Source organism: Sulfitobacter sp. DSM 110093 (assembly GCF_022788715.1).
Classification (GTDB): domain Bacteria; phylum Pseudomonadota; class Alphaproteobacteria; order Rhodobacterales; family Rhodobacteraceae; genus Sulfitobacter.
Genome location: NZ_CP085167.1, coordinates 2,602,836 through 2,624,652, shown reverse-complemented (window position 1 = coordinate 2,624,652; position 21,817 = coordinate 2,602,836). Strand labels below are relative to the sequence as shown.

The window sequence follows — 21,817 nt, the reverse complement described above, 5'->3', positions numbered from 1 at the left end:
TATCTGAGGCGGGATCCGGTGGCCGGAACAGCGATGCCACATGATAACGGCCAAACGACAGGTTGCTTCGCATTGCGGGCAACCGATGTAGCGAAGTTAAAGCTCGCAACCCGATCTATCTAACGATGGCATCGGCGACTGCGGGAATTCTCAGGCTCACAAGAAATCGTAAATACTTTCGCAAGCGGGTCTCTAAATGATAAAAGGATTCGGTTAGTGCAAATGGCTGCAACGCAGCATTTTGAGCTGTCGCCAAAGGTGCCTTTGGGTCGAACATCCTCGTTAGAAATGAGCGGATCGCAGGCATTTGCTGCAGCATGCGCGTCAGTGCTAACGCGGCCCTCCAGTTGGGGCCATGCTATTGAGCGCTGTGTGAACTACGCACGGCTTAATAGCAGACCGTCAATTGGAGCGCAGTGCTGCACTTTCTAAGTGATGCCAATGGTCTCAGCTCAGCTCAGTACCAGGGTCTGTTATGACATGAATCGATAATCGGCTAAGAATTTTGCGAATTTGCGAACGCCGACCCGGCCATTTTCCGGCTTCCACATGAAACCCAACGGGGCGAGCGGCTCGGTCAGCGGTGATATAACCTCTTTTAGCGCGCCCGTTTCAATTTCTGCCAATAACACGCTACGCGGTAATAACGCGGCATAACCGCAAGATACTAACAGATCTCGGGTTAGGCTGGGGATATGCACGTCGATCTGACAGAGCTTCAAGGATGGCCAATCATGTCGAGCGGCCCTGTTCTCAAGCTTGTTTCGCGCGACGGAGCCCACCCGATGCAACATCCAAGTCGCCTCAGAAAGATCGGTATCGCTTGGGCGCTCACAGGAGATAAGCGGATGCGAAGGTGCGCAGACAGCCGTCAGCCTATCATCAACCAGTTCAACGAATGACCATCCCTCTGGGGTCGCGGTCGGAGCGCGCATGAGGATTAAATCGCTATTGTTGTCCAAGGCTTCACTTATCGAGTTTCCATCGCGCAGCGGAACGATATGAAGTTGAATGTCGGGATGCGTGCGGCTGAACGCGGCGAGAGTGCCTTGAAGCACGCCGCCCACGGCCGCGGGGCTTGCCGCGATACGAACGACGCCACCTTTCTGCTGCATCTCATTGGCTATCCGCTCGGCCGCATCGCCTAAAATGGACAGAATTTGCTGTGCGGCGGGTAAAAGCTCTGCTCCGGCAGTTGTGAGGGATACGCCGCGCGCATGGCGCAAGAAAAGCTTTGTCTCCATCAGACGCTCTAATTCAGCCACTGTTTGTGACACCGCAGGCTGTGTCATGTTCAACTGGATTGCCGCTTTTCGCATGCTGCCAAATTCCGCGAGAGCAATCAGAAGATGCATATGCCGAAATTTCGCGCGAAGCGTAAAACGGTTGAGCAAAATGGATGCATTCAGGCCCACGATATGCACTATCCTTATCGACTATTTTTATAAGTTATCGCCTGCGAGGGGAGCCTTGCAAGGTATTCTACAGTACAGCGGTTCCTATCGAGGCGGCTCTTTGTCCGTCAATGCGTTTGAGGAGAATGGTGTTGCTGAAGACCTTGGGTATATTGATGTGTTGTGTCTGCCTGCCCGGCGGAGGGCTGCTGGCCGATGTTGGTAAATCCAAAGAAGAATACGCCGTCCTCGGGCGTGCCGCTGCGGGGGCGGGCTTTGATGGGTACGCGTCGCTTTGCGACCTTGAAAGGCCCATCCGCAACGTGAACGTTAAACGCGAACGCAAGCCGCGCCCAAGTGGCAAAGATGGGCAACGCCGTCCGACCAATCGGTATGAGTTCAAACCCATCCCGGCCACCCAAGTTTTCGACAATCTTTGGTTTCTCGGCACGCCGTCTGTGACGACTTGGCTGTATGGCACCCCCGAAGGCTACCTATTGATTGACGGCCTTGGGACGGACGAAGATGCGCAAAAACATGTGTTGGACGCTATGCAAGATGTGGGGCTCGACCCTTCGGCGATTGAGGCGATTTTGGTCACACATGGGCATGGCGATCACTATGGCGGCGCTGATTACCTGTCCGAGGCCCTCAATGTGCCGATCTTGATGACACAAGAAGACTGGACGCTTGTCGGTGGGCTTGGGGTGCACCCGCGCTTTGGCCCCGCGCCGGAACAGGGCGGGACTGTTGAAGACGGACAGACTTTGAAGTTCGGCAATTCCTCACTTCAGGTTCACTCCACGCCGGGTCATACGCCGGGGACAGTCTCACCGATATTTACGGTCTACGACGGGGAAGACGTGCATTCTGCGTTGCTATGGGGGGGTACTGGCTTTAATTTTGGCCCGGTTGTCGAGATATTCGAGTCCTATGCCGCCTCAGCACGGAAGATGCGCCGGCATGCGCAGCGTGCCGATGTCGATGTTTTCATCTCCGGCCACCCGGGGCGCGACGGCACTGTCCAGCGTCTAAAGGAACTGCAGGGCCGTGCGCCGGGCGAGCCCCATCCGTTCGTCAGGCAGCATGAAGGGGAGCTGTTTGACGTGCTTGAAAACTGCGCACTTGCGCAGGCAGAGCGATTTCGGGCGGTCACCAAAACCGATAAGTAATTCCGATACCTTAATCGCGCAAATGATGGCACATCTACGCCTCTGCGCTTGTCCGGCGTGTAGACGCCTCATAAACAGTTCCCTAACGGCCCAGGCAGTGTCGCAGCACACGCCCCCAGGCGACGTCTCAAATCCAGGATAGAGTTATGCGTACACTTTCACGGGCTTCCCAAGCCCTGTTTTCGACCACGATCCTTTTGACCAGTCCAAGCTTGGTCTCGGCGCAGAATAGCGAAAGCTATGAACTGGGCACCTTGGTCCTGTCTGCCGCTGGAGTTGCCACCGATCCGCTGACGGCGCCTGCCAGCGTTACCGTTCTCAAAGGTGCGGACCTCGAAGCGGAAAGCTACACCGACCTGACCGACGCAGTTGAAGACGAGGCCGGTGTTTTTGTAGACAACAATGACAACATCACCTTCCGCGGGTTGCGGGCAGAAGATACATTGATCTTGATCGACGGACAGCGGGTCAACACCCGCCAGTCGCGCACCAATGGTTCAGGGGGATTGGATCAGCTTTATGTGCCGCCCGCTTCGGCCATTGACCGCATTGAGGTCGTGCGTGGGCCGATGTCCTCGCTTTACGGCTCTGAGGCGCTTGGCGGGGTGGTGAATATCATCACCAAACCTGTGGCCGAAGCTTGGACAGGCTCCCTAACGTTTGAAAGCCTGATCCCCGAAAGCTCGGAAGATCGGCGCTCAAACCAAGCTTCATTCTATCTCAGTGGTCCGCTGGTCGGGGATGCGGTTGGGCTTAAACTTTGGGGGCGGACACTGGGCCGCAACAGCAGTACCGATGTGGGCAGCAGTGACCGCGACTTGACTGACCTCAACGCCGTTCTGAATTGGGTCATCGCGCCGGATCATGAAGTCTCGTTGCGCTATGGGCGTTCTGACACAACCAACGAAGACGAGAGCCTGCGCGGCTCCACAATGGTCTCTACCCTGCGCGAAGATGAGCGTGAGACTCTGGGCTTGGGCTATGAGGGCTACCTGAGCGGTTGGGATGTAACAGCCCTATTGGCGTATGAGAAAGCCAAACGCGCCACGCCCACCTCGTCGGTCGGACGCATCATCGACTTTGAGACGACAACCTTGGATGTCAAAGCCTCCCGCGAGTTGGAGTGGCACGGCCTGCATCAATTCACGGTGGGAGGGCAGTATCTTTCCTCTGACTTGACCGATATGAACCTCGGCTCAACCGACACCACCCAACGGTTTGAATTTAGCAACTCTCAAACTTCCCTGTTTGTCGAAGACATCTGGTCCATCACAGACCGTTTCGATCTGACACTCGGTGCGCGCTATACCGATGACGAACGCTTTGGCGGCAAGCTCACGCCGCGGATCTGGGGATCGTACGAACTTGCCTCGGACTTCTACATCAACGGAGGCATTTCCAGTGGGTACAAGACACCGGAATTGCGGGATGCGAATGAAAACTACTACCTGCCCACAAACGGCAGCCGGAGTGGCGATGCAATCCAAGGCAATCCGGACCTCAAAGCGGAAAGCAGCCGGAACTATGAGTTTGGCCTGCGCTTTGACAATGGTCAAAGCAGCTTCTCAGCCACGATGTTTCAGATCGATTTCGACGACAAGATCGACAGCCAACTCGTGGCCACAGGTGGCGCTCCGCAGGGTGGTGATCTTTACCGCTATGTAAACGTCGATCACGTGCGCAACCGAGGGCTTGAATTCGCCGCCGGGCACTTTTTGACCAATAATCTTGAGCTTAGTGGCAGCGTTACCTTGCTCGAATCCGAGCAACGCAGCGGCGTATTCGCAGGCCAACCCTTAAACCGCACGCCTGAGACCCAAGCCAAGCTCCGTCTTGATTGGCAGTCCCCTGCGCCGGAGCTCGCGCTTTGGGGCACGGCGAATTACATCGGCACATCGTTATCGGCCTCGCAGGACAGAACTGGTGCGGTGGTTGTAAGCGATTATGATAGTTACGCCACGGTTGATATCGGCGCAAACTACAGGGTGAACGACAGTGTCAGTCTTAGTGGCGCGATCTACAATCTCACGGATCGAGACATCAACAGTGATGACCATGGTAAAACCCAGAACGGAAGAACGTTCTGGGTCAGCTTGACGACAAAGTTCTAATTGCCGGCTTAGCAGTGCGGCGCAGGGGGTAATCAGTCCCCTGCGCAGCGGGTTTGGGCCACATTCTGGGCGTTTCAGATTGGGTGGCGATTGCTAGTTCATCCACGGCGGCACGGCCAAAACCACATGCGTCACTGCCGCGTCGACAGCATAGAAGGACCAGTGCAGTCCATAGGCCCACCGGAACCCGTATCGCGTACGTAGATAGAGATAAGGGATCACCAGACCGAAGATCGCAGCGGCGATGGTGAAGCGTGCAACGTAGAGCGACGTGAAGCCGTCGAAAATCAACATCAGATGAAAACCACCGAACATCACGGCCATACCGATAGAGATTAAGCGCAGTCTGAAACCCGCGCGATGCGCGCTCAATACCATCGCTGCGACTAAGGTTTGCTGGAATAGGATGTCGGCGGATTTGGGCAGGTAATACCATGCAGAGGCGAACATGAACTCCGGCGGGTTCGGTGGCGCGCGCACTTCGGACACGTCTGGCAGCAAAGGCAGGACCAGCGTCACGAACGCTCCATAGATCAGCAGGATCGGCAGCAAAGCCACAATGTGTCCCATAATCCGGCGTAGTGTGACGTGCATCGAAAAGAGGGGGCGGAAGAGCGCCAGCGCCACGGCGCTCCAAACCAGATAGAAGCCGGTGAATAGGATCGGCGCATCGTCATAGCCGCTTTCGAACGACCATCCGTTGACCAGCGCGTAATAGCACCAACTTGACACTGTCCAGAGGACCGCCACCGTCACGATGACGAGGCCCAGCATTTGGGCGGGTCGCGGCGGGCCGACGGCAAAAAGGGATGCGACGCGCGTGTTTGGCATGAATTGGCCCTTATCTGTGGTGGTTTGAGAAATGGGTTGCGCTCGAAAATCAGTTAGCATACGAACTGTAAGTATGGCAACTGACTTATTCAAACTTCACTTCCTGCTTCATTCCGCCACGTTGGTGGAGGAGGAGCTGCGCAAGCGTCTTGCGCGTATTGACATGCGACCAAGGCAGGCGCGGATGATTGACGCGCTTGCCCGGATGGAGCCTGCGTCACAGGTGACGTTGGCCCGCGCGTTCGGCATCACCCCCTCCAGTATGAGCACCATGACGGCGCGCCTGATAGATGGGGGCTACATCACCCGCGTTATCGACCCCAATGAGACCCGAAGTAACATCCTTCGACTGACGGATAGGGGCCGCGATTTGCTCGCGGATATTCATGAAGCATGGCGCGATATCGACGCGATGATCGCTGCGCGTTTGGGTGAAACTGACGCGCAAACGCTTTCCACTTTAACGCGCGCGCTGCGCGACAGCCTGGGCGGTCACGCCCCCGGTCGCGCTGTGCATGCCGAACAAACCGAACCATTGGAGACAAATAGATGAGACCATCCACACTCCTGGCAGCGTCAGCGTCATTTGCGCTGCTCATCCCTGGTGCGGTTTACGCACATCCCGACCCCGCCCAGTTTGCGCAAACTGCGTTTACGCAAGATCCTGCAATCGTCGAATGCGCGCTTGAGGATGGCACCCAAGCCGAGTGCTATGAGTTCACAGTCGCATACAAACCGGACGGGCTGGAGACCGGGCCGTTTTGCCCATCCAACCTCGCCGAGATAGGCGGCATCTGGGATTGGGACGGCGAAGAGGCTGGGCTTTATCGGCTTGACCGCGCCCTTTTCGAGATGCTGGCCGCTCAGGGCTATCAATTCTATGACGACAACGGCGACATCGCGATCAGCGATCCCGGAGCAGGCGGCCGCCCCGATGCAGATCATGCTTGTCTGGAAGCATCCGAAGATGACACTGTCGTGATCACGATGCGCCTGCCGGTGGATCCGGTCATGGCGGAAACGCCGACCGACCTCGGCACTGTGGCATCGGTTGGCGTTGCACTCGACGGGGTGCCAATCTTTGCCGACGCACCTTCGGTGTTGGACACCGGCCATCTGCCTGCGCTGGACGTTTGCGGCGGGCACATTGACCCCGGTGGCTGGTATCACTGGCACGGCACGTCTACCGACATTGAAACCGCGCTGGAAGCCGAAGGCGTTTCGGCCGATTGCGCACTGACGCAGGATGCGAGCGCGCAGTTCGGTTACGCCTTCGATGGCTTTCCAATGTTCGGCAGCATGGAAGCTGATGGTAAAGGGCCGGAAGGGCTGGACGCATGCGGCGGGCACATCGGACCGACAGTGCTTGGCGAGACCTATCACTACCATGCCTCTGAAAGCTTTCCGAACCTGCCCGCGTGCCTGGTTGGCGTGATGGCCGAGGACAATTTCGCGACAACGGCGGATGGGGGGATCGGCGCAGAAAGAGCGAACGGTGGCCCCCAAGGCGGTCAGTTGCCGCCGGGTTTTGATGAGGCGGCCGCGTCCCTTGGCGTGACAGCCGAAGCATTGATGCAAGCGATTGACGATGCCGGTGGTCGTGAGGCCGACCTTGCCGAGGTCGCCGAAACGCTCGGCGTGGATGATGCTGCGCTGCGCGACGCCCTGCCAACACCACCCAACCAATAGTACTTCATCGAGGCGTCTGAAATGAACCGCACCTATCTTTCCGCACTCCTTGTCGCAGTCAGCGCAACCAGTGCCTTTGCCCAGACCGATGAACGTCTGGCCGAGATTTCCACCTTCTTCGTCTCAGCGGATGTCATTTCCGGCCCCGAGGTCGTGGAATGCACACTTTCGGGCGGCGCGCAGACCGAATGTTTTTCTATCACGGTCAGCGGCAATCCGTTGGATTACACACCTGGCCCGTGGTGCCCGACCAACATTTCGCAAGGCCCAGAAGCGGGCGGCATCTGGCTGGAAAACGGCGAGGTCCATGATGTCGACGGCGACTTTATTGCTAACCTCGCCGAATTTTATGGCGACACGAACTGGCAACTGTTTGATGAAACCACCGGAGATGTCCGCTACACAGGCACGCTTGAGGCTTGCGAAGCAGCGGCACGTCCCGATGTTGCGGAGGAATACCAGAACTACTGTGTCCAATGCCTTCCGGAATATATTTCTGACGACACCACACTGACCTATGTGATCCCGCTTGAACCCATCGCCGCCGATAATGCGGGCGAGACGGGTCGCACCGGGTCCGGGGTCGCTTATAACGGCGTGCGGTTGGATGGTCCTGCGCCGGTTGATGCAATCCTAAGCGCCTACACGATTGCGGCCTTCGATGATTGCGGTGGGCACATCAATCCCCATGTCGGCTACCATTATCATGCTGTCACCGATTGTCTGGAAGATAGCCCTGTCGCGACTGACGACGGTGGCAAAGGCGCACAAATTGGCATCGCGATGGATGGCTACGCGATCTTTCCGCACCTGATGGCAGATGGGTCGCATCCCACAGGTCTTGACCAATGTAACGGCCGCGTCGGGGATGATGGCGTTTATTACTACCACGCGGGTGCGGCAGGTTCGAACGCGATCTTAGGCTGTATGACTGCGCAAGCCGGTTGCACACTGAATAACCCTGACGGCATCTGTGACGCCTCCGCGCGTCCACAGCGCCCATAGGGAAAAAGGTGAGATGCCGGGACGGTCGGGAACCGGCCCGACCAACCGGAACGGCGTAAATTAAGACACCGAATGTAAAAACTGGAAACCTAAGGCTAATATCAAAGTGACACTTTCAGACACACCCGCCCGCTACGGTCTTGTCAGTCGATTGCTGCACTGGGGCATGGCGGCCCTTTTTGCGGCGCAGTTTGTTTCTGCCGCCGCGCATTGGGCTTTGCCGCGCGAGAACGCCTTGCGCGAAGCTCTATGGAGCTATCACACCGACCTCGGAATCACGCTGTTCTTTCTGGTTCTGGTCCGGGGGGTCTGGGGCTTAATGAACATTTCCAAGCGCCCAGAACAATCTGGCCGCATTGGAACGGCCGCGGTCGCAGGACACGCCGCGATCTATGCCCTTATGGTGATCGTCCCGGCCAGCCGTATTCTGGCGGCCGCAGGCAGCACCCGCGGGTTTAGTTATCTCGGCATTGAGATTTTCGCGCCGCGCGCGGTCGAGGTTGCGTGGATGCAGGTCGCATCCGAATGGCATGGCGAGATGGGTTGGGTTCTGGCGCTTTTGGTGCTCGGGCATATCGCAATGGCCGTCATCTGGCACAGAATAGTGCGACAGGACGGCGTACTGGAGCGCATGGCCGGATGAAATTAGAAAGAGTGGCAAAATTAGTCACACTTTCAGCGATCCCGATAGATGCTGTTGCGGAAGTCTTGGAATTGCCCGGCATGCCGCCCCCTCGAAAGCGCAGGACCATACAATACTCTTGGAAGGACAGATTCCGATGAAAGTTGAGCAACCGGCATTGGGCAGGAAAGGAATTCTATTTTTCTTGATCGTGTTGGGTGCATTTCCGCCTCTGACGATGGATCTTTACCTGCCTGCCCTGCCGAAAATGGCCGAGATCTTCTCAACCAGCACCGCGATGGTGAACCTGACGCTCGGAGCCTACATGGTCGCCTTCGCCGTGGGCATGCTGTTCTGGGGACCACTGAGCGAACGCACCGGTCGCAAACCGATCCTGTTTGCCGCACTGGGGCTGTATATCCCAGGCAGCCTTCTGTGCGCATTCGCGTTCAACATCGAAGCGCTGATCGCGTTCCGCGTGCTGCAGGGATTTGGTGGCGGTGGCGTCACTGTCATCGGCACTACGATCGTCAAGGATTTGTTCGACGGTCGCGACCGGGAGAAAGCACTGGCGATCATCATGTCACTGGTTATCGTGGCTCCTATGGTTGCGCCGGTACTGGGGGCCTTCCTGCTTAAGATCGCGTCTTGGCAGATATTGTTCATCGTTCTTGCCGGTTTCGGCTGCGTCGCAGCTTCGCTCGTCATACTTTATCGGGAGACGCTTGAAGAGAAATCGACTGACCCTGTCCTGAAGACTTGGAACCGATTGGGTGCAGTTCTCGCAAACTCGCGCTTCGCCTACCTGTTATTGATCTTCTCAATGGCTCCCATGTGCCTGATGGCGTTTATCGGTATCGCCGCTTATGTCTATATCGACGGGTTCGGCATGTCCGAGCAGGGGTTCAGCTTCATTTTCGCTTTCAATGCCATATGCGCCGCCTTCGGACCCGTCCTGTATCTGCGACTTGCGCGTGTCATCCCGGTTCAAAGCATCGTTCTGGGTAGCTTTGTGGTGGTGGTGCTGGCTGGCATAGCAATGTTGCTTGTCGGAGGGCTGTCGCCTTGGCTATTCGCTGCGCTGGTTGCGCCAACAACAGTCGCGGTTATCACCGTACGCGTTCCCGGCGCGAACCTGATGCTGGACCAGCAATCTCGTGATACCGGCTCGGCTGCGGCACTTATCCAGTTCAGCGTTACGATGATGGGTGCTGTCGGCATTCAGGTTGTTTCCATGAATTCGCAAAACTTGATTTGGACCTACGGACTGCTGTTGGCCTTTGTCGGAACCACATGCGCCGTTTTGTGGATGATGGTTGACACCGGCAATTCGTCGCCAACACCGCAACCATTTCTGCTCAGCCCAATCAAGATGTCATCTCGGCTCCTTGAACGTGTAACGCTTGAAGCAAAATCAAACCGGATTAAAGATAATCGCATGCTGACATTGCTAAGAACCTTACCTCTGACTGTCCTTGTCCTCAGCAGCGCTGCAAACGCCCAATCGGCAGCAGAGGTTGCGCGGTATGACCAGCTCGTGGCTCGGTTTCAGACCGCCACGGTTGTCGGCCTCCCCGAGATCGCTGACTGCACGTTGTCGGGCGGAACACAGACTAGCTGTTTGAAGATCACGGTCGTCGCCGCCCCGTCCGATCACATCACCGGCCCCTTTTGCCCGCGCACGATCACGGACACGGCAGAGGATGGCGGTAAATGGTTCGTTGACGGTAAGGTGCGTGATGTGGATGGCGCATTTATCGTGAACCTTGCTAAAATCTACGGTGACGATGCCTGGCAGATGTTCGATCCCGAAACCGGCGAAGTCTACGTTCGCGCGGGCGAGATTGGCTGTATCGTCGCGGGCGATCCGACCAACGAAACGGGCCAGCCTGACAATATTTGCGTGGAATGCGAACTTGGCTATGTCGGCCACACCGTCACGCAGACCTATTTCATCCCGCTGACTCCTGTTCCCGTTGCACAATCGGACGATCGGATCGGGGCGAGCACGGGGATTGGGCTTGCCTTCAACGGGGTGAAATTTTACGCCCCGGCACCCCTAGACCTGATCCTTGGCGGGCACACGCTGGGGCCGTTTGATGATTGCACCGGGCACATCAATCCGCACACAGGCTATCACTACCACGGTGTCACCGAAGGCTGCGGCGCGCGCGTTGCGGCTGTGGTGGTGGGGCACGCCGACATGATCGGCGTCGCGATGGACGGCTTCGACATTTACGACCGTTTGGACGCGGATGGCATTGAACCCGATGACCTCGATACTTGCCGTGGTCATGAGGTTGAAGGTCTCGGCTACCACTATCACGTCAACCCGACTGCCGAAAATCAGGTCATCGGATGTTTCGCCGCCGAGACCGGATGCAGCAGTGGCGACGCAGAGGCGACATGCGATGCGTCAACACAGCAACGCCCCCCGCGACCATAACTTCATTTCCATCAGGAGACCTTCCATGAGACGCGCTCTCACCGCCACTGCCCTACTTGCGCTATACGCAACAAACCTATCTGCCGAAGTCTTCTCTGCCGACGTCTGGGCTGACAACTGGTTCGAAATGCACATCAATGGCGAACAGGTCGCAATAGACAGCGTTCCGATCACAACAGAGCGTTCCTTCAATGCCGAGAGTTTTCAGTTTGAGGCCGAGCGCCCCTTTACGATCGGCCTTGTCGCCAAGGATTTCATCGAGAATGATACCGGCCTCGAATACATCGGCACAGGCCGACAGCAAATGGGCGATGGCGGCATCATCGCGCAGATCTTGGATGCGACCGGCGCACCTGTTGCGGTCAGCAACGCCGACTGGCAATGCCAGGTCATCCATACCGCACCGCTCGATAAAGCCTGCGAGGACGAAGCCAACCCCGTCGCAGGCGAAGGGGTCTGTGACAACGACATCACTGATGAACCCGAAGGCTGGGATGTCGCTGGTTTTGACGCATCCCATTGGCCGCAAGCCGACGTCTATACTGCCGCACAGGTGGACCCCAAGATGGGCTACGGTGACGTCACATGGACCGGAACTGCCGAGTTCATCTGGGGGCCGGACCTTGAGCAAAGCAATACGGTGCTGTGTCGCCTGACGGTTGAATGAGTGCCACCAAAGCTGAAAGCCAACACCACAAACAAGGAAAATTACCATGAACGGTCAACCAATCTGCACAACTATTGCCGCCTTGCTCATCGCCACGGCGGCTCAAGCCGAAACCGTCGAGATCAATCTTATTGATATGCTCGACAACACTCAGGACGGCTACTGCATCGATATCTCCGGCGGGCAGGGCGCGCAGGCTGACCCCGCTGATGGGTTGCAAGGCCACACCTGCTATAGTCCGCAGGGCGAAATCTTTGTTGATCAGGGATTTGATTCCGACCAGTTCGCCGAAGGTGTTTTCTATATGCCCAAGTTCGACGTCTGTATGCAGGCCGCCTCGACCGAGGCAGGTTCGGCACTTGAACTGGCATCCTGTGACGGGTCTGACGCGCAGAGCTTTACCTTTACCGATGCGGGAACAATCACACCCGCCTCGGCCCCAGAAACGTGTGTGACACTTGGCGAAGATACGCGCTCGGGCCGAAGCGATACCAATCAGATCAAGGCAATGACACTGGAGTCCTGCGACGACGCCAAGATGGCGTATCAGGCCTGGAGCTTCCGCACGGCGGAATAATTTGCGATAAGCGCGGCACAGGCGGCTGCCCCCCTAGGGTGGCCGTCTTGTTCAATGGTTGGACAGTTGAATTGTCCATTGATCCGCAACTCCAAGTGGCATTCGGCCCGTGCTTCATAAGCTGAGACACGGTTGGATAGGCGGGGCGGACAAAAGCTTGGCCTGTTTTCAGGGCATAAGGCCGAGGCTTGTACGGTACTCGATTGCGCTGCTGGCTGACCAAAGTTGGGTAGCAGAACAGGTGGGCTGAGCCTCCGCCACTTCACTACATGATAGCTATGAGACTGTGATTGAATGTGTGAAACCCTGGGTGACCCCATCCTCGATATGTCTGCCTTATTGATGTTGTGTTATTTGGTTCGCTCTGGGGGGTAGACGCCGTTAAGATAGGGGCAGGATCCAGGGCAGGGAATGTATTATGTTTCGCCTACAGCGGCCACAAATTACTCATTCCAGTTCACTTGCGCTTACAAGGCGTGTGGCCAAATCGAGTGCGGTAGTAAGATGCAAAGCGACCCATGTGCGAGAAGCCGCAAGAATAAGCGGCCTCGGAAACGCTGGGCACATCACGCCGGGCATGGAGCAGGTAATGCGCCGCGTCCAATCGGGTATCGCGCAAGACCTGCATCGGTGTCTTTCGAAAAACCCGCAGAAATGATTTTTGCAGCGTACGGACATTCACTTCGGCCGCGGTCGCGATATCAAGCACTGTGATCTGTTCGGCTAGGTTGGCATGCATGAACTCGAGCGCATGGCGGATGTCGCGGGGTCTGGTGCCGCCATCCGATCGGGCAATTATATGAGAAATATTGCTCTTTTGGAGTGTCAGTAACGCATAAACCAAATCATGCTCAACCTGCAGGTCACTGCCCGAAAGGGGGCGCTGAAACAGCCCGCCGTTTTCAATCGCAGCCGCGCATGCGGCAAAGGCGCGTTGCAGTTTTCTACCGTTGGGTCGTGTGAAATCGACCTTCATATCAAAGCGGATCGGGCCGGGAGGCGGTGCCCCTGTGAGATTGCGGGCAACGGTCTCAAGATGCGCACTATCGATCTGGAACAAGAGCTTTTGACAGCTTTCCCCCCACCGCAAAAGCGCAGAGCGGTCAGGATTTAAAATCGTTCCCATGCCGACATGCGCAGTCATCTCGTCGCCCCGGTGCGCAACGCTGGCTTTGCCCGACAACGGCATCTGGAACAAATAGAAAGAGCCTAATTCGCCCGGATCAACGGTGACCTCGGCTCCGTAAGATAGATAATTTACCGATAAATGCTGCCCGCGCACTGCGTTGTGGGTCACTGAAAGCTGTGAGTTGCGATTGCTCACATCCAACCGGTGATCGCAGAACCTTTGCGACACTTTAAAGCGCGCCTCGTCAAGATCGCGCGTGCGCAAGACAGGATGGTCTGAAAAGTATGACTGGCGGTGCAGTGACATGGTGATCGGTTATACTCCTTAGAGGCAGGCTAGAGAGAACCACGTTTATTTCAAGCTTAAAGCATCCGGCGCAAACTTACGTTCGTTTTCTGGATAACCGGTTTGGCACCTTCTGGTGCAGTGTCTGTAAAAAGTTTCACCAAATCGGGGTATCAAGATGAAAAACGCTGTCACCAAAGCCAATCGTGGATTGAACGATCATAGCTGGAATGTCGTAGGGCAGACCTATGTTCCAAAGCTCTATAGCGAGGATACATTTGTTTGGCATGCTGCGCTTCCTGCCGACAGTTTTGTGCCGCCACATATCCATCCCCATCAAGATGAATGGATCTATGTGCTTGAGGGAGACCTTGAGGTTGAGTTCGGGCCGGAACTGCATAAAGCGGGGCCGGGCGACACTATAAAAATGCCCCGCGGCGAAGCGCATGGCATATTCAACCGCTCTGGCAAGCCTGCCACCTGCATCTTTGGGGTGGCCCCTTCCCGTAAGCTTTACGAGCTTTTTATAGAGTTGGACGGTGTCACTGATCCTGCGGAACTGGTGCGGATTTCGGCGCTGTATGAGGTCGATTTCCTGCCGCCTCCTGACGCGCCAGAGCAGGTTTAAAAAATGCAATCAATCGATTGGGATGATGCTTTTGCCAATATGGCATATGTGGAAAATTCTCATCTGTTGCCGGATTTTTGGGCAAACCGCGCCGCAAGCTATCGCGCGGATTTGTCGGATCGGCGGCTAGAGGAAGACATCCCTTACGGCGATGAGCCACGTCAGAAGCTTGATATCGTCTGGCCCGACGGCGCTCCGAAAGGTCTTGCAGTTTTTGTGCATGGCGGATTTTGGATGCGCTTAAATAAGTCTCACTGGACGGACTTTGCGGAAGGAATGCGCGCTGCGGGCTGGGCTGTGTGCATCCCTAGCTATACATTAACCCCGCAGGCCCGAATTGCGCAGATCACCCGCGAAATTGGCCGGGCGATTACCGTGGCTGCCGCGCGCGTGGACGGGCCGATCCATCTGGCCGGGCATTCAGCGGGCGGACATCTGGCGACGCGGATGCTGTGCGATGACTGCCCCCTCGAGCCGGAAGTGCAGGCGCGCATTGAGCATACGTTGTCGATCAGCGGGCTCCATGATTTGCGCCCTTTGATGCACACGAAGATGAATGAGACGCTGAAACTTGATGCACAGGAGGCGCGCGCCGAAAGTGCCGTGCTGCGTGATCCCGTTTGCGCGGGTACGTTGACCTGCTGGGTTGGCGGGGGCGAGCGGCCTGAATTCATCCGGCAAACCAGCCTATTGCCCATGATGTGGCAAGGTTTGGGCGTCGCAGCGCGGCATCACATAGAGGGCTTGCATAATCACTTCACAGTTCTTGAAGGCCTCAAACTGCCAAACTCGCCAATTACTGACGCTTTCTTAGGCAGCGCAAAACTTAAAGGAACCGACACATGACAGAAATGGAAGCTGGCATTGTTAAATCCCAAGACAGTATGGATGCTATTCGTTGGAATATCCTTGGGCAAATTTATGTTCCCAAGCAACTGACGGAGGATTGTTTTTCATGGCATGCAACCTTGCCGCCGGGGACATTTGTGCCGCCTCACATCCATCCCGAACAGGATGAATTCCTTTATATTCTTGAGGGTAAATTCGATTTTTTGCTTGATGGCGTGGAAATGATCGCCGAGCCGGGTGACCTTGTAAAACTCCCGCGCGGTATTCCGCATGGCATCTTTAACAAGACGCCTAGTGCGGTCAAAACATTGTTCTGGGTGACCCCGTCCTTGCGGCTTTATGATCTGTTTTGGGCACTGAATAATTTGGGGCCTGACGCCAATCCAGCGGATGTTGTTGCGGTGTCAGCGGCCCATGCGATTGATTTCCTGCCGCCCCCAGAGGGGGAGGGAGATAGCGCATGACTATCCTGATTGCAGGCGCTGGCATTGGCGGGCTGACCGCCGCGCTGATGTTGCACAAGCGCGGCATCAAATCACAGGTGATCGAGCAGGCCACACAGGTGCGCGAAGTGGGTGTTGGCATCAACACCTTGCCTCATTCAATCGCCGAGCTTGCCGAGCTTGGTCTGTTGTCGCGGCTGGACGAGGTGGGGCTGCGCACGCGCGAGCTGCGTTATCTTACCCGAACGGGCCAAGAAGTGTGGCGCGAATTGCGCGGCACACATGCAGGTCATGAGCACCCCCAGTTTTCGATCCACCGCGGGCGGTTGCAAAAACTGCTGCTCGATGCGGTGATCGAACGGATGGGGCCGGAGGCGGTGCAAACAGGGCTGCGTCTGGCTGGTTTCGTGCAAGACGATGCAGGTGTCAGCGCGCATTTCACAGATGCGCATGACGGGTGTTCTTCGCGCACGTTGCGTGGCGAAGTGCTTATCTGTGCAGACGGCATTCACAGTGTGGGACGCCGCCAATTTTACCCAAGCGAAGGCCCTCCCAGCTGGGCGGGGGTGGTCATGTGGCGCGGCGCCGCTGAATGGCCGGTTTGGGAGGACGGCGAGACAATGGCGATTGCTGGCGGGCTGGGGGGCAAACTTGTTCTTTATCCGATTGCACCAGCCAAGGATGGCCGTCAGCTGATGAACTGGGTGGTGAACATCCGCATGGCAGATGCAAGTGTTTCCCCACCGCCGCCTGAAAGTTGGTCGAAAATGGCACCGTTGGCAAAGGTGCTGCCCTACGCAAAGCGCTTTCACGTGCCGGGAATGGACGTTGAGGCGCTTGTGCGAGCAAGCGGTCCGATCTTTGAGTATCCAATGGCGGACCGTGATCCGTTGCCGCGTTGGACACATGGGCGCGTGACCCTGCTCGGGGATGCCGCGCATCCGATGTATCCGGTTGGATCAAATGGAGCCGCGCAGGCGATTTTGGATGCGCGCTGTCTGGCGGATCAACTGGCAAAAGCCGAACACCCGCGCGAAGCTTTGTACCGCTATGAGTTGGAACGTTTGCCCAAGACCGCCGAAATTGTGAGGACAAACCGCATCGGAGGCCCGGAGCGGGTGATTGATGAGGTTGAGCGACTCAAACCTGCAGGTTTTGATAACATCAATGATATCTTGAGTGTTGCCGACAGAGAGAGCATCGTCAAAGGCTATGCAACAATGGCAGGCTTCTCTGCTCAACAGCCAGTCAATGGTAGCTGAAAAAACGCGATAAGGATGTAAGACTGGCTCGCATAAAGCCGGAACAACTAAGCCCCGCAAAATAACAAGGGGCAAACCAGGGAGAAACGAACATGAAGAAACATCTTAAATATCTGACAGCGAGTCTTGCGATGAGCACGGCGCTAGGGTCGATGGCCCTTGCCGAAGACATCAAAATTGGGATGGTCGTAACACTTTCCGGCCCTCCCGCAGCGCTCGGGCAGCAGATCGTTGACGGGTTCCAGCTTGCGCTGGACGAAAAAGACGGCATGTTGGGTGGCCAGAAAATCGAACTGATCGTCGAAGACGATGAACTCAAGCCAGATGTGGCTCTGCTCAAAGCCACCTCACTTGTTGAACGCGATGAGGTTGATTTTGTCGTCGGTACCGTGTTTTCGAACATGCTTCAGGCGATTTTCAAGCCTGTTGTGCAATCAGAGACGTTCTTGGTCAGCCCAAATGCGGGCCCGTCGACCTTTGCGGGGCGCAATTGTAACCCCTATTTCTTTGTAACCTCTTATCAGAATAACCAGAACGCAGAAATCAGCGGCATGATCGCCAATGAAGAAGGGTTCGAAAGTGTGTTTACCATGGTTCCCAACTATCAGGCGGGTCGTGACAACATTGAAGGTTTCAAACAAACCTTTGAAGGCACAGTCACCGACGAGGTTTTCACGCCACTAGGGCATCAAGATTTCTCGGCTGAACTGGCGCGGATTTCCACTTCGGATGCTGATGCAGTCTTTACCTTTATGCCCGGCGGCATGGGTGTGCGTTTGGTCAATCAGTTCGCCAATGCGGGCCTGTCTGAAAATACAAAATTCATGTCCGTTTTCACCACAGATGAAACAACATTGCCGGGGCAAAAAGATGCGGCTGTTGGGTTCCTTGCGGCAGGTTCATGGGCGCCGGATCTGGCCAATGACGCAAACACCGCCTTTGTTTCTGCGTTTGAAGCGAAATACGGCTATGTGCCGGGCTCTTACGCGATGCAGGCCTACGATGCAGCCAGCCTTATCGACAGTGCCGTTGCCAAAACCGACGGCGACCTGAGCGATAAAGATGCGGTGCGCGCAGCCCTCAAAGAGGCTGATTTCACCTCCCTGCGCGGCGATTTTTCATTCAACAATAACCACTATCCCGTTCAGGATTTTCACATGTTGAACGTGATCAAACGGGATGACGGCAATTACCAAACCTCTTTTGTGCGCACTATCGCCGAAGATTACTCCGATAGCTTCCACCAAGAGTGCAAAATGTAACTTTTGATACCTCAAAAGGGAGCCTGGCCATATTGGCCAGGCATTTTCTCTCTAATCTAAAAGGCACATTTTGATGTCTACGACACTGTTTCTAATTCTGTGCCTGAACGGCCTTCAATACGGCATGCTGTTGTTTTTGATTGCTGCGGGGCTGACGCTTGTATTCGGCGTGATGGGTTTCATCAACCTGGCCCATGGGGTGCAATATATGGTCGGCGCATATCTGGTCTATGCCTATGTGCAATTGACTGGCAGCTTTATTGTTGCAGTGTTCTTGTCGCTCGGCACCGCGTTGATATTTGGCCTATTACTAGAGGTTTTTGTCTTCCGGCACCTCTACACCCGCAGCCACCTAGATCAGGTGCTGGCAACATTCGGCATCATCATTTTTCTAAACGAGTTGGCCAAGGTTGTTTTTGGGCCGGCCACCTTGTCTGTTGCGCCGCCTGAATTTCTGGCGGGTTCCATTCAGTTGACAGAAACGCTGCGCTATCCGGTCTACCGCTTCGCCACCATAATTTCGGGGCTTGTTGTGGCGGCAGTGCTTTATTTCACCATCAGTTACACGCGCATCGGCATGTTGATCCGCGCCGGGGCTACCTCGGCTGAAATGGTTTCCGCGCTTGGGGTGAACATCCAGCGTCTGTTTATGATCGTGTTTGGTGTGGGCGCCATGCTGGCCGGTTTCGCAGGCGTCATCGCCGCGCCGATATTCGCGATCGAGCCGGGCATGGGAGACAATATTCTCATCGTCACCTTTGTTGTCATCATCATTGGCGGGATCGGGTCAATTGGCGGCGCATTTATTGCAGCGCTACTCGTCGGGTTGATCGACACACTTGGGCGCAGTTTCGCGACCGAAATCCTCTCAACCTTGTTTTCACCGTCATTTGCCAACCAGATCGGGCCAGCCTTGGCGTCGATGCTGATCTACATCCTGATGGCTGCGATCCTCGTGTTCCGTCCAAAGGGGCTGTTGCCTGCCAAAGGGGTCGCATGATGGATCGTTCACTGGTTTTTGCGGCGATCCTATTTGGTCTGCTGCTGTTGATGCCCTTCTTGCTGCCTTTGTTCGGGTCAGAGTATCTGATCGGATTGATCATCAAAGCGATGCTCCTCGCCATTGCCGCCATCTCGCTTGACCTGCTGATCGGGCATGGCGGAATGGTCAGCTTGGGGCATGCGGCCTTTGTTGGTGTTGGTGCCTATGCGACGGCGATCGGGCTGGAAAATGGTATTGAAAACATCCTTTTGCTGCTGGTCATTACGCTTGCTGTGACGGGTTTTGTTGCCTTGGTTACGGGCAGCCTCGCGCTGCGCACCAGCGGGGTTTATTTCCTGATGATCACACTCGCGTTCGGACAAATGACCTATTTTACGCTGACCTCCCTTGCGGCCTATGGCGGTGATGACGGTCTTACCCTGTGGTCGCTGGCGACCCTATTTGGCAGCGATATTGTGCAAAGTGGTAGTGGGCTTTATTTCCTTGTTGTCGGGACGCTTTTTGCAACGTGGTGGGGCGTTTTCCAGATCAGCCGCTCGCGGTTTGGCCGGGTGCTGCGGGCGGCGCGGGACAATCCTGAACGAGCAGAGGTGATGGGATATGCCGTGACCCGCTATCGCCTTATTGCCTATCTGATTGCCGCCATGATTGCCGGTGTCTCAGGCCTATTGCTGGTGCAGCACGCCGAATTTGTCAGCCCTGCACTTGCCACATGGCAGCGTTCGGGGGATTTGATTGTGGTCGTGGTTCTGGGTGGGCTGGGAAGCCGCAATGGCGCGATCCTTGGCGCGTTTTTTATCGTGATTATTGAGGAAGTGCTGGGCTCGTTTCTCCATGAATGGCGGCTAATCTATGGCCCTGTTTTGGTGCTCATGGTGCTATTTGCAAAAGGCGGTATCGCTGACTTGTTTGTGTCTAAAGACGCAAAGGGGCGCGCAGCATGAGCAGTTTGGAAATACGCAACCTGAACAAAAGCTTTGGTGCACTGACGGTCAGCCGAGATATTTCAATCAGCATTGGTACAGGTCAATGTCATGCACTGATTGGTCCAAACGGCGCGGGAAAGACGACGCTGATCCACCAAATCTCGGGGGGGTTACGCTCGGATTCGGGCAACATCCTGATGGATGGCCAAGAGATTTCGCACATGTCCGTTTCGCGGCGGGTACAAGCCGGACTGGGCCGCACGTTCCAGATCACAACAGTTTTGCCCAGCTTTACCGCGTTGGAAAACACCGCCATTGCTGCGCAGGCCAAATCGGGATCGAGCTTGCGGTTTTTCCGCAATGCCGCGCGCGAAGCTGCGCTTAATGAGTTTGCCCTTGTCACCTTGCAGCGTGTCGGGCTTGAACACCGCGCCAACATCCCGGCGATGGATCTGTCGCATGGGGAGTTGCGCCTGCTGGAATTGGCGATCGCGCTTGCGGGGAGGCCGAAGTTTCTGCTGCTAGATGAACCAATGGCCGGGCTTGGCCGGGCAGAAGGTGTCGCATTGGTGGCCCTCTTGGCCAGCCTGCGCGGATCGCTTCCGATGCTTATGGTGGAACATGATATGGATGCGATTTTTCAGTTGGCCGATACGGTTTCGGTGTTGGTTGATGGCAGTATCGTGGCCCAAGGCACACCTGATGAAGTGCGCGCCGATCCCGTCGCGCGCGCGGCCTATTTGGGAGAGGCCGGGAAATGAACACGCTGGTTAATATTGAGAATCTGCATGCCGGATACGGCAATACGCAGATCCTGTCGGGCGTTGATCTGGACATCACCGAAGGTCAGGTCAGCACCCTTATGGGGCGCAATGGCATGGGGAAAACTACAACCATTCGCTGCCTGATGGGCTTGCTCAAACCTTTTAAGGGGCAGATCACCATTGCGCAAAAAGACATGATCGGCGCTGCCCCCTACCAGATCGCGCAAGCGGGTGTGGGGCTGGTGCCTGAGGGGCGCCACATTTTCCCTTCCCTCACGGTAGCCGAGAACCTGCGTGCCACCGCCCGTCCCATTGCTGATGGTTGGACGCAAGAGCGCGTTTATGATGCCTTTCCCCGCTTGAGCCAGCGGGTGAATAACCTTGGGTTTCAATTGTCAGGTGGGGAACAGCAGATGCTGGCCATCGGGCGCGCGTTGATGACCAATCCTAAACTGCTTATTCTTGACGAAGCAACTGAAGGTTTGGCACCGCTTATCCGCGAGGAGATTTGGTCAATGTTGGGCAGGTTAAAAAAGGACGGCCTGTCGATTTTATTGATTGATAAAAACCTCGACGAGCTCTCTCGGATTTCTGATCGCTATTTCGTCATCGAAAAAGGGGAGATTGTCTGGAAAGGCGATTCACCTGCTTTTCATAAGGAGCGGGATCACGTGGAGCAGTTCTTGCATTTGTGAATGGATGGGTTCCGTGGTCATCGCGCTTGCTCAATCGGGAACCTCAACCTCTCAAAA

The 21,817-nt window shown here is 56.0% G+C and carries 21 protein-coding genes; 18 read left to right on the top strand and 3 right to left on the bottom strand.

Translation table 11 applies throughout. From position 1 onward, the window contains the following. Positions 1 to 473: 473 nt before the first annotated feature. Positions 474 to 1,415, bottom strand: coding sequence for a LysR family transcriptional regulator (locus DSM110093_RS12895; RefSeq protein WP_243265467.1), 942 nt, complete (start codon positions 1,413 to 1,415; stop codon positions 474 to 476). Positions 1,416 to 1,546: 131 nt separating this feature from the next. On the opposite strand from DSM110093_RS12895, the gene DSM110093_RS12890 reads away from it, so the two are divergent. Both DSM110093_RS12890 and DSM110093_RS12885 read left to right on the top strand, forming a co-directional pair. Continuing rightward, a complete protein-coding gene (locus DSM110093_RS12890) occupies positions 1,547 to 2,566 on the top strand; it encodes an MBL fold metallo-hydrolase (protein ID WP_243265466.1) in 1,020 nt (339 codons plus the stop codon). A 146-nt stretch (positions 2,567 to 2,712) separates the two neighbouring features. Next, a complete protein-coding gene (locus DSM110093_RS12885; protein ID WP_243265465.1) occupies positions 2,713 to 4,677 on the top strand; it encodes a TonB-dependent receptor in 1,965 nt (654 codons plus the stop codon). A 93-nt stretch (positions 4,678 to 4,770) separates the two neighbouring features. Here the strand turns inward: DSM110093_RS12885 and DSM110093_RS12880 are convergent, their stop codons facing one another. Continuing rightward, positions 4,771 to 5,508, bottom strand: coding sequence for a hypothetical protein (locus DSM110093_RS12880; protein ID WP_243265464.1), 738 nt, complete (start codon positions 5,506 to 5,508; stop codon positions 4,771 to 4,773). A 73-nt stretch (positions 5,509 to 5,581) separates the two neighbouring features. On the opposite strand from DSM110093_RS12880, the gene DSM110093_RS12875 reads away from it, so the two are divergent. From DSM110093_RS12875 to DSM110093_RS12845, 7 genes are all read left to right on the top strand, one after another. Next, a complete protein-coding gene (locus DSM110093_RS12875; protein ID WP_243265463.1) occupies positions 5,582 to 6,061 on the top strand; it encodes a MarR family winged helix-turn-helix transcriptional regulator in 480 nt (159 codons plus the stop codon). Beyond that, complete coding sequence (locus DSM110093_RS12870; RefSeq protein WP_243265462.1) at positions 6,058 to 7,197, top strand: YHYH protein; 1,140 nt, start codon at positions 6,058 to 6,060, stop codon at positions 7,195 to 7,197. The genes DSM110093_RS12875 and DSM110093_RS12870 overlap by 4 nt, the downstream gene beginning before the upstream one ends. 21 nt (positions 7,198 to 7,218) lie before the next feature. Further along, complete coding sequence (locus tag DSM110093_RS12865; protein WP_243265461.1) at positions 7,219 to 8,202, top strand: YHYH protein; 984 nt, start codon at positions 7,219 to 7,221, stop codon at positions 8,200 to 8,202. A gap of 106 nt (positions 8,203 to 8,308) precedes the next feature. Further along, positions 8,309 to 8,845: a cytochrome b gene (locus DSM110093_RS12860; RefSeq protein WP_243265460.1), complete on the top strand. Its 537-nt coding sequence runs from the start codon at positions 8,309 to 8,311 to the stop codon at positions 8,843 to 8,845. A 136-nt stretch (positions 8,846 to 8,981) separates the two neighbouring features. Continuing rightward, positions 8,982 to 11,270 carry a Bcr/CflA family efflux MFS transporter gene (locus tag DSM110093_RS12855; protein WP_243265459.1) on the top strand — a complete coding sequence of 763 codons (2,289 nt, stop codon included), beginning with the start codon at positions 8,982 to 8,984 and terminating at the stop codon, positions 11,268 to 11,270. A 25-nt stretch (positions 11,271 to 11,295) separates the two neighbouring features. Next, positions 11,296 to 11,937, top strand: coding sequence for a PEBP family protein (locus DSM110093_RS12850; protein ID WP_243265458.1), 642 nt, complete (start codon positions 11,296 to 11,298; stop codon positions 11,935 to 11,937). 46 nt (positions 11,938 to 11,983) lie between these two features. Then, on the top strand, positions 11,984 to 12,514 hold the full coding sequence (locus DSM110093_RS12845) for an RICIN domain-containing protein (RefSeq protein ID WP_243265457.1): 531 nt from the start codon (positions 11,984 to 11,986) through the stop codon (positions 12,512 to 12,514). Between the two features lie 457 nt (positions 12,515 to 12,971). On the opposite strand, the gene DSM110093_RS12840 is transcribed toward DSM110093_RS12845, so the two are convergent. Further along, a complete protein-coding gene (locus DSM110093_RS12840) occupies positions 12,972 to 13,949 on the bottom strand; it encodes an AraC family transcriptional regulator (protein ID WP_243265456.1) in 978 nt (325 codons plus the stop codon). Between the two features lie 157 nt (positions 13,950 to 14,106). On the opposite strand from DSM110093_RS12840, the gene DSM110093_RS12835 reads away from it, so the two are divergent. The 9 genes from DSM110093_RS12835 to DSM110093_RS12795 all read left to right on the top strand — a co-directional run bounded on the left by DSM110093_RS12835 (position 14,107) and on the right by DSM110093_RS12795 (position 21,760). Then, entirely contained in the window at positions 14,107 to 14,556 is a 450-nt protein-coding gene (locus DSM110093_RS12835; protein WP_243265455.1) for a cupin domain-containing protein, read from the top strand. A 3-nt stretch (positions 14,557 to 14,559) separates the two neighbouring features. Continuing rightward, the gene (locus tag DSM110093_RS12830; protein ID WP_243265454.1) at positions 14,560 to 15,402 is read left to right on the top strand and encodes an alpha/beta hydrolase; all 843 of its coding nucleotides are present in this window, start codon (positions 14,560 to 14,562) and stop codon (positions 15,400 to 15,402) included. After that, the gene (locus tag DSM110093_RS12825) at positions 15,399 to 15,869 is read left to right on the top strand and encodes a cupin domain-containing protein (RefSeq protein ID WP_243265453.1); all 471 of its coding nucleotides are present in this window, start codon (positions 15,399 to 15,401) and stop codon (positions 15,867 to 15,869) included. The genes DSM110093_RS12830 and DSM110093_RS12825 overlap by 4 nt, the downstream gene beginning before the upstream one ends. Further along, positions 15,866 to 17,110, top strand: coding sequence for a flavin-dependent oxidoreductase (locus DSM110093_RS12820; RefSeq protein WP_243265452.1), 1,245 nt, complete (start codon positions 15,866 to 15,868; stop codon positions 17,108 to 17,110). Before DSM110093_RS12825 ends, DSM110093_RS12820 begins: the two co-directional genes overlap by 4 nt. Before the next feature lie 92 nt (positions 17,111 to 17,202). Continuing rightward, on the top strand, positions 17,203 to 18,372 hold the full coding sequence (locus DSM110093_RS12815) for an ABC transporter substrate-binding protein (protein WP_243265451.1): 1,170 nt from the start codon (positions 17,203 to 17,205) through the stop codon (positions 18,370 to 18,372). Between the two features lie 73 nt (positions 18,373 to 18,445). Continuing rightward, on the top strand, positions 18,446 to 19,372 hold the full coding sequence (locus DSM110093_RS12810) for a branched-chain amino acid ABC transporter permease (protein WP_243265450.1): 927 nt from the start codon (positions 18,446 to 18,448) through the stop codon (positions 19,370 to 19,372). After that, positions 19,372 to 20,319 carry a branched-chain amino acid ABC transporter permease gene (locus DSM110093_RS12805; RefSeq protein WP_243265449.1) on the top strand — a complete coding sequence of 316 codons (948 nt, stop codon included), beginning with the start codon at positions 19,372 to 19,374 and terminating at the stop codon, positions 20,317 to 20,319. The genes DSM110093_RS12810 and DSM110093_RS12805 overlap by 1 nt, the downstream gene beginning before the upstream one ends. Then, on the top strand, positions 20,316 to 21,062 hold the full coding sequence (locus DSM110093_RS12800; protein ID WP_243265448.1) for an ABC transporter ATP-binding protein: 747 nt from the start codon (positions 20,316 to 20,318) through the stop codon (positions 21,060 to 21,062). Before DSM110093_RS12805 ends, DSM110093_RS12800 begins: the two co-directional genes overlap by 4 nt. After that, the gene (locus DSM110093_RS12795; RefSeq protein ID WP_093928278.1) at positions 21,059 to 21,760 is read left to right on the top strand and encodes an ABC transporter ATP-binding protein; all 702 of its coding nucleotides are present in this window, start codon (positions 21,059 to 21,061) and stop codon (positions 21,758 to 21,760) included. Before DSM110093_RS12800 ends, DSM110093_RS12795 begins: the two co-directional genes overlap by 4 nt. Positions 21,761 to 21,817: the final 57 nt, after the last annotated feature.

Coding starts and splice junctions, on each gene's coding strand:
- DSM110093_RS12885 (WP_243265465.1), top strand. CDS start 2,713: ATGCGTACACTTTCACGGGCTTCCCAAGCCCTGTTTTCGACCACGATC.
- DSM110093_RS12880 (WP_243265464.1), bottom strand. CDS start 5,508: ATGCCAAACACGCGCGTCGCATCCCTTTTTGCCGTCGGCCCGCCGCGA.
- DSM110093_RS12875 (WP_243265463.1), top strand. CDS start 5,582: ATGGCAACTGACTTATTCAAACTTCACTTCCTGCTTCATTCCGCCACG.
- DSM110093_RS12870 (WP_243265462.1), top strand. CDS start 6,058: ATGAGACCATCCACACTCCTGGCAGCGTCAGCGTCATTTGCGCTGCTC.
- DSM110093_RS12865 (WP_243265461.1), top strand. CDS start 7,219: ATGAACCGCACCTATCTTTCCGCACTCCTTGTCGCAGTCAGCGCAACC.
- DSM110093_RS12855 (WP_243265459.1), top strand. CDS start 8,982: ATGAAAGTTGAGCAACCGGCATTGGGCAGGAAAGGAATTCTATTTTTC.
- DSM110093_RS12850 (WP_243265458.1), top strand. CDS start 11,296: ATGAGACGCGCTCTCACCGCCACTGCCCTACTTGCGCTATACGCAACA.
- DSM110093_RS12845 (WP_243265457.1), top strand. CDS start 11,984: ATGAACGGTCAACCAATCTGCACAACTATTGCCGCCTTGCTCATCGCC.
- DSM110093_RS12840 (WP_243265456.1), bottom strand. CDS start 13,949: ATGTCACTGCACCGCCAGTCATACTTTTCAGACCATCCTGTCTTGCGC.
- DSM110093_RS12835 (WP_243265455.1), top strand. CDS start 14,107: ATGAAAAACGCTGTCACCAAAGCCAATCGTGGATTGAACGATCATAGC.
- DSM110093_RS12830 (WP_243265454.1), top strand. CDS start 14,560: ATGCAATCAATCGATTGGGATGATGCTTTTGCCAATATGGCATATGTG.
- DSM110093_RS12825 (WP_243265453.1), top strand. CDS start 15,399: ATGACAGAAATGGAAGCTGGCATTGTTAAATCCCAAGACAGTATGGAT.
- DSM110093_RS12820 (WP_243265452.1), top strand. CDS start 15,866: ATGACTATCCTGATTGCAGGCGCTGGCATTGGCGGGCTGACCGCCGCG.
- DSM110093_RS12815 (WP_243265451.1), top strand. CDS start 17,203: ATGAAGAAACATCTTAAATATCTGACAGCGAGTCTTGCGATGAGCACG.
- DSM110093_RS12810 (WP_243265450.1), top strand. CDS start 18,446: ATGTCTACGACACTGTTTCTAATTCTGTGCCTGAACGGCCTTCAATAC.
- DSM110093_RS12805 (WP_243265449.1), top strand. CDS start 19,372: ATGGATCGTTCACTGGTTTTTGCGGCGATCCTATTTGGTCTGCTGCTG.
- DSM110093_RS12800 (WP_243265448.1), top strand. CDS start 20,316: ATGAGCAGTTTGGAAATACGCAACCTGAACAAAAGCTTTGGTGCACTG.
- DSM110093_RS12795 (WP_093928278.1), top strand. CDS start 21,059: ATGAACACGCTGGTTAATATTGAGAATCTGCATGCCGGATACGGCAAT.